This is a genomic window from Arthrobacter sp. TB 23 (genome assembly GCF_000294595.1).
GTDB lineage: Bacteria > Actinomycetota > Actinomycetes > Actinomycetales > Micrococcaceae > Arthrobacter_D.
The window spans coordinates 1-2,394 of sequence record NZ_ALPM01000003.1 but is presented as its reverse complement, the minus strand read 5'-3'; the positions used below and the strand labels follow the sequence as shown (position 1 = coordinate 2,394).

The following is a 2,394-nucleotide window of genomic DNA, read 5'->3' as shown; positions in this document are numbered from 1 at the left end:
TCCTTGCTGGTGGAAGGATGTTCATCATGCCTAAAGCCTTTCCTGAAGAGTTCCGCCGTGACGTTATCGCGGTGGCCCGAAAGGGCGAAGCGCCCATTACCCAGATCGCGAAGGACTTCGGTGTCTCACCTGCGGCTTTGCACCGCTGGCTGAAAATCGCCGACCGCGAAGACGGGGTGAACCCCGGGGCCGTGTCCGATGACTCCGTGAAGCTCCGAGAGGCCAATAAGCGGATCCGGTTATTGGAGCAGGAAGCGGAAGTGATGCGCCGTGCCGTGGCCTACTTATCCAGGGACATCAACCCAAAAAAATGATGTACCCGCTGGTCCGTGAATTAGCTGCCCAGGACGCCCCTGTCAGGGTTCCTGTTGCAGTGTCCTGCCGGGTATTGAACTTCTCCAGACAGGCCTACTATCTGTGGGCCGCGAACCCCATCTCGGCCCGGGACTGGGAGGAAGCACATCTGATCAACGCCGCCATAGATCACCACCGTGATGACCCTGCGTTCGGGTACCGGTTCATCGCCGATGAAATCAACGCCAGCGCCCAGGTGGTGAGTGAACGAAGGATCTGGCGGCTGTGTTCAGCAAATGGCATCCTGTCGGTGATCCACCGTCGGCGCAGATCCGGGATCAAGACCGGCCCACCGGTCCACGATGACCTCGTAGTCCGGGACTTCACGGCTGGGGCGCCGAACCAGAAATGGTTAACCGACATCACCGAGCACCCCACGGACGAAGGCAAGCTTTACCTCTGCGCGATTAAAGATCTGCACTCGAACCGGATCGTCGGATACTCCATGGACGGGCGGATGAAAGCCTCCCTGGCCGTAGCGGCCCTGGACCATGCCGTTTCGTTCAGAAAACCCGTGGGCACGGTAGTTCACTCCGATAGAGGATCCCAGGGTGAATTCAATTGGTCGTCGCAACACCTCGATTATGGAGGTTCGCGATGGGACGCGGTGGAAAGCAGTTGCGGAAGGCTCCGGAGGGCGCGCGGCGGCAGTGGGCGGCGGATCGGGCGTTACGTCCGCCGATGCGTTCGCCGGGCAGGCCAGAGCCCTCTCGTGCGGTGCAGCGGGAGTTTTGGCGTTTGATCGCTACTGGGGTGACAACCGTCAAAGCTGCGGAGGCGCTCGGTGTGTCGTGGCCGGTCGCGTCGCGGTGGTTCCGTCACGCTGGCGGCATGCCGCCGATCAGTCTTGACGAGCCTACGGGCCGCTACTTGTCCTTCGCTGAGCGTGAGGAGATCTCGTTATTGCGAGCCCGGGAGGTCGGCGTGCGTGAAATCGCGCGGCGGCTTGGCCGCGACCCTGGAACGATCTCGCGCGAGTTGCGTCGCAACGCGGCTACGAGGAGCGGGAAGCATCTCTATCGGGCCTTGGTGGCGCAGTGGAAGGCGCAACAGGCTGCGAAGCGCCCGAAGACCGCGAAACTCGCGGACAATGCGAGGTTGCGTGAGTATGTTCAGGAACGGCTCGCTGGGGTCATCCGCCGGCACGACGGCACTGTCGTCGCTGGCCCTGCGACACCGGCCTGGAAGGGGCTGAACAAACCGCACCGGCAGGACAGGCGATGGTCGACAGCTTGGAGTCCGGAACAGATCTCCCACCGGCTCCGCGTCGATTTCCCGGATGATGAGTCGATGCGCATTAGTCACGAGGCCATCTACCAATCGCTGTTCATCGAGGGTCGTGGCGCGCTCAAGCGCGAGCTGGTCACCTGCCTGCGCACCGGCCGTGCGCTGCGGGAACCTCGAGCTCGATCGAAGAGTAAACCCCAAGGCCATGTCACCGCGGAGGTCCTCATTAGCGAACGCCCCGCCGAAGCCGAAGACCGTGCGGTACCGGGCCACTGGGAGGGTGATCTGATCATCGGAACCGGACGATCCGCGATCGGCACGGTCATCGAGCGCAGCAGCCGCTCCACAATCCTGGTACATCTGCCCAGGCTGGAAGGCTGGGCTGATAGACAGGCCGTGAAGAACGGGCCCTCGCTCGGTGGCTACGGTGCCGTGGCGATGAACGCCGGGCTTACGGTCTCGATGACCAAGCTGCCCGAACAGCTCCGCAAGACCCTCACGTGGGATCGAGGGAAAGAGCTCTCCGCACACGCCCAGTTCACTCTCAGCACTGGAACGAAGGTGTTCTTCGCCGATCCGCACTCACCCTGGCAGAGACCCACGAATGAGAACACCAACGGGCTGTTGCGCCAGTTTTTCCCGAAAGGCACTGACCTCTCCAGGTGGACTGCCGAGGACCTCGAAGCCATCGCTCTGACCTTGAACAACCGGCCCCGTAAAGTCCTCGACTGGAAAACCCCGGCTGAAGTCTTTGCCGAGCAGCTAAGCTCGCTCCAACAGCCCGGTGTTGCAACGACCGATTGAACTGGCCCA

The 2,394-nt window shown here is 62.2% G+C and carries 1 protein-coding gene and 1 pseudogene; both read left to right on the top strand.

Annotated features, from left to right (window positions below; translation table 11 throughout):
- Positions 1-26: 26 nt before the first annotated feature.
- Positions 27-904, top strand: a pseudogene (locus tag B384_RS20945) (IS3 family transposase); the annotation flags it as partial.
- Between the two features lie 131 nt (positions 905-1,035).
- The gene (locus tag B384_RS0100110; RefSeq protein WP_443110774.1) at positions 1,036-2,385 is read left to right on the top strand and encodes an IS30 family transposase; all 1,350 of its coding nucleotides are present in this window, start codon (positions 1,036-1,038) and stop codon (positions 2,383-2,385) included.
- Positions 2,386-2,394: the final 9 nt, after the last annotated feature.